General features: G+C 66.4%; 4 protein-coding genes. 3 read left to right on the plus strand and 1 reads right to left on the minus strand.

The window, feature by feature from the left end; all coding sequences use genetic code 11:
* The coding region (locus tag AC1D12_RS26170; protein ID WP_477843877.1) for a DEAD/DEAH box helicase family protein at nucleotides 1–1,308 on the minus strand (1,308 nt) is incomplete at its 3' end.
* 99 nt (nucleotides 1,309–1,407) lie between these two features.
* Between AC1D12_RS26170 and AC1D12_RS26175 the strand changes: the two genes are divergently transcribed.
* The 3 genes from AC1D12_RS26175 to AC1D12_RS26185 form a co-directional block, all read left to right on the plus strand.
* Nucleotides 1,408–2,607 carry an amino acid aminotransferase gene (locus tag AC1D12_RS26175; RefSeq protein WP_477843879.1) on the plus strand — a complete coding sequence of 400 codons (1,200 nt, stop codon included), beginning with the start codon at nucleotides 1,408–1,410 and terminating at the stop codon, nucleotides 2,605–2,607.
* Nucleotides 2,608–2,808: 201 nt separating this feature from the next.
* Nucleotides 2,809–4,104: a polyhydroxyalkanoate depolymerase gene (locus tag AC1D12_RS26180; RefSeq protein ID WP_477827261.1), complete on the plus strand. Its 1,296-nt coding sequence runs from the start codon at nucleotides 2,809–2,811 to the stop codon at nucleotides 4,102–4,104.
* A gap of 7 nt (nucleotides 4,105–4,111) precedes the next feature.
* Nucleotides 4,112–4,312, plus strand: a 201-nt coding sequence (locus tag AC1D12_RS26185) for an RnfABCDGE type electron transport complex subunit B (protein ID WP_477843881.1), incomplete at its 3' end; no start/stop codon positions are given.

A 4,312-nucleotide genomic window follows, 5' to 3' on the forward strand; every position in this document is an offset into this window, starting at 1 on the left:
GCGCATCTTCTTCTCGAACTCCTCGAACTTCAGCGGCCGGTTGTCGAGCGCCGACGGCAGCCGGAAGCCRTACTCGACCAGCGTGGTCTTGCGCGCGCGGTCGCCGTTGTACATGCCGCCCAGCTGGCCGATCAGCACGTGCGATTCGTCGAGGAACATCAGCGCATCGCCCGGCAGGTAGTCGACCAGCGTCGACGGCGGCTCGCCCGGCGCCGAGCCCGACAGGTGGCGCGTGTAGTTCTCGATGCCCTTGCAGTGGCCGATCTCCTGCAGCATCTCCAGGTCGAAGCGGGTGCGCTGCTCCAGGCGCTGCGCCTCGACCAGCTTGCCGTCCTTCACCAGCTCGTCGAGCCGCGTGCGCAGCTCGGCCTTGATGGTCTCGATGGCAGCGACCACGCGATCACGCGGCGTCACGTAGTGGCTGGACGGGTAGACGGTGAAGCGCGGGATCTTCTGGCGGATGCGCCCGGTCAGCGGGTCGAACAGCTGCAGCGCCTCGACCTCGTCGTCGAACAGCTCGATGCGGATCGCGAGCTCGGAGTGCTCGGCCGGGAACACGTCGATGGTGTCGCCGCGCACGCGGAAGGTGCCGCGGCTGAAGTCCATCTCGTTGCGCTGGTACTGCATGCGGATCAGCTGCGCGATCACGTCGCGCTGCCCCATCTTGTCGCCGGCGCGCAGCGTCATCACCATGCGGTGGTAGTCGCTCGGGTTGCCGATGCCGTAGATCGCGCTGACGGTGGCGACGATCACCACGTCGCGCCGCTCCAGCAGGCTCTTGGTGGCCGACAGCCGCATCTGCTCGATGTGTTCGTTGATCGAGCTGTCCTTCTCGATGAACAGGTCGCGCTGCGGCACGTAGGCTTCAGGCTGGTAGTAGTCGTAGTAGCTGACGAAGTACTCGACCGCATTCTTCGGGAAGAACTCGCGGAACTCGCTGTACAGCTGTGCCGCCAGCGTCTTGTTGGGCGCGAACACGATGGCCGGGCGGCCCATGCGGGCGATCACGTTGGCCATCGTGAAGGTCTTGCCGGAGCCGGTGACGCCCAGCAGCGTCTGGTAGCTCAGGCCGTCCTCGATGCCTTCGGCCAGCGCCGCGATCGCGGTCGGCTGGTCGCCGGCCGGTGGATACGGCTGGAACAGCTGGAACGGCGAGTCGGGGAAGGCGACGAACTCGCCTTCGACGGGTTCAACCACCGGCGTGTCGGCGAGCAGGATGTCGGGGCCGCCCTGCGGCGCCTTCGGTGCCAACTTCGGTGCAGGGCRCGATACCGTCTTGGGTGCCGAATTTCGGGGCAGGTCGGCCATGGCGATTAAAATCCTCGGGTTTTCCTGTACCGGAAGTGCACAGGGAAATCGGCAAGCCTAGCCCAAATCACGCATCCGCTCTACTGACAAGGACTGTCCATGACCTCGCTGTTCGCCGCTGTCGAAATGGCACCCCGCGACCCCATCCTCGGCCTGAACGAGCAGTTCAACGCCGATCCGAATCCCGCCAAGGTGAACCTGGGCGTCGGGGTCTACTACGACGACAACGGCAAACTCCCGCTGCTGAAGTGCGTGGCCGAGGCCGAGCGCCAGATGCAGGAGGCCCCGAAGCCGCGCGGCTACCTGCCGATCGACGGCATCGCCGCCTACGACAAGGCGGTGCAGGGCCTGGTGTTCGGCACCGACAGCGCTGAAGTCGCTGCCGGCCGCGTSRCCACCGYSCAGGGCMTKGGCGGCACMGGCGGCCTGAAGATCGGCGCCGACTTCCTGAARAAGCTGAACCCGGGCGCCAAGGTGCTGATCAGCGACCCGAGCTGGGAAAACCACCGCGCGCTGTTCACCAACGCCGGCTTCGTGGTCGAGAGTTATCCGTACTACGACGCGGCCAAGCGCGGCGTCAATGTCGAGGGCATGCTGGCCGCGCTGAACGCCGCACCGGCCGGCACGGTGGTCGTGCTGCACGCCTGCTGCCACAACCCGACCGGCTACGACATCACCCCCGCCGACTGGGCGAAGGTGATCGGGGCCGTCAAGGCACGCGGCCTGGTGGCCTTCCTCGACATGGCCTACCAGGGCTTCGGCSASGGCATYGCCGAAGACGGCGCGGTGATCGCGCAGTTCGTCGCCGCCGGCATCGACTTCTTCGTCGCGACCTCGTTCTCGAAGAGCTTTTCGCTGTACGGCGAACGCGTCGGCGCGCTGAGCGTGCTGTGCGCCACCAAGGACGACGCGACCCGCGTGCTGAGCCAGCTGAAGATCGTGATCCGCACCAACTACTCCAACCCGCCGACGCACGGCGCCCAGGTCGTCGCCACCGTGCTGACGACGCCGGCGCTGCGCGCGATGTGGGAGGAAGAACTGGCCGGCATGCGGGTGCGCATCAAGCAGATGCGCACCGCGCTGCTGCAGAAGCTGCAGGCCGCCGGCATCCGGCAGGACATGAGCTTCATCACGCAGCAGAAGGGCATGTTCAGCTATTCGGGCCTCACCAAGGCCCAGATGGAGCGGCTGCGCAACGAGTTCGGCATCTACGGCGTCGATTCGGGCCGCATSTGCGTSGCSGCGCTGAACAGCAAGAACATCGACGCGGTGGTCGCCGCGATCGCCAAAGTCATCTGAAGCGACATCTGCCGTCACACAAGTGACAGTTCGAGAGAAGGCCGCACCATTCTGGGCGGCCTTTGTGCTTCTTTTCCGGGTTTGCACCAAAGCAGTCCGCGGGCACGATCTGTATCGACTGCCTAGAATGCTGCGACGCACAACTTGTGTGAAAACCTTGTGTGAAAGCGATTCCGCGAAGCGGTCGCAAAGGAACCCAGAATGCTGTACCAGTGGTATGAAGCCCAGCGCGCGTTGTTGAGCCCGTTCTCCGAATTCGCAAGCGCCTCCTCGAAGCTGTACAGCCACCCGCTGTCGCCGTTCACGCACACGCCGATGGCGCAGCGCGTGTCGGCCGGGCTGGACCTGGTGCACCGGTTGTCGAAGGAATACGAGAAGCCGCAGTTCAACATCACGTCGGTGCGCGTCGGCACGGTGGATGTCGCGGTGCAGGAGCAGGTGGCGCTCGAGAAGCCGTTCTGCCGGCTGCTGCGCTTCAAGCGCTTCACCGACGATTCGCCAGTGCTCACGCTGATGAAGGACCAGCCCACCGTGCTGGTCGTGGCGCCRCTGTCGGGCCACCACTCGACGCTGCTGCGCGACACCGTGAAGGCGCTGCTGCAGGACCACAAGGTCTTCATCACCGACTGGACCGATGCCCGCATGGTCGACCAGGCCGCCGGCCCGTTCCACCTCGACGACTACGTCGACTACGTGCAGGAGTTCATCCGCCACGTCGGGCCCGAGTGCAACGTGATCTCGGTGTGCCAGCCGACGGTGCCGGTGCTGGCCGCGATCTCGCTGATGGCCAGCCGCGGCGAGCCCACCCCGCGCACGATGACGATGATGGGCGGCCCGATCGATGCCCGCAGGAGCCCGACGGCCGTCAACAACCTGGCGATGAACAAGAGCTACGACTGGTTCGAGAACAACGTCATCTACCGCGTGCCGGTCAACTACCCCGGCGCCGGCCGGCGCGTCTACCCGGGCTTCCTGCAGCACAGCGGCTTCATCGCGATGAACCCGGACCGCCACCTGAAGTCGCACTACGACTACTTCATGGACCTGATGCGCGGCGACGACGACAACGCCGATTTCCACCGCACCTTCTACGACGAGTACAACGCAGTGCTCGACATGCCGGCCGAGTACTACCTCGACACCATCAAGACGGTGTTCCAGGATTTCGCGCTGGTCAACGGCACCTGGGAGGTCCGGGGCGAGCTGGTGCGCCCGCAGGACATCACGACCAGCGCGCTGCTGACGATCGAGGGCGAGCTGGACGACATCTCCGGCGCCGGCCAGACCAAGGCGGCGCACGAGCTGTGCACCGGCATCCCGAAGGCGCGCCAGTTCCACTACGACGTCGAAGGCGCCGGACACTACGGCATCTTCTCGGGCCGCCGCTGGCGCGAGAAGGTCTACCCGGAAGTGCGCAACTTCATCGCGTCACACCAGCAGGCGGTGAAACTCGCCCGCCCGGCGGCCCGCAAGACGGCCGCACGCAAGGCAGCCTGACGGCGCCGTGGACCGGGACGCACTCGCCGACCGGCTGGACGCCGCCCTGCCGCAGACGCAGTGCACGCGCTGCGGCTACCCCGACTGCCGCTCGTACGCCGAGGCCATCGCCGCCGGCGACGCAGCGATCAACCAGTGCCCGCCGGGCGGTGCCGAGGGCATCGCGCGGCTGGCGCGCCTGACCGGCCGGCCGGTGCAGGCGCTGAAC

Source organism: Rhizobacter sp. P1_G5 (genome assembly GCF_056405435.1).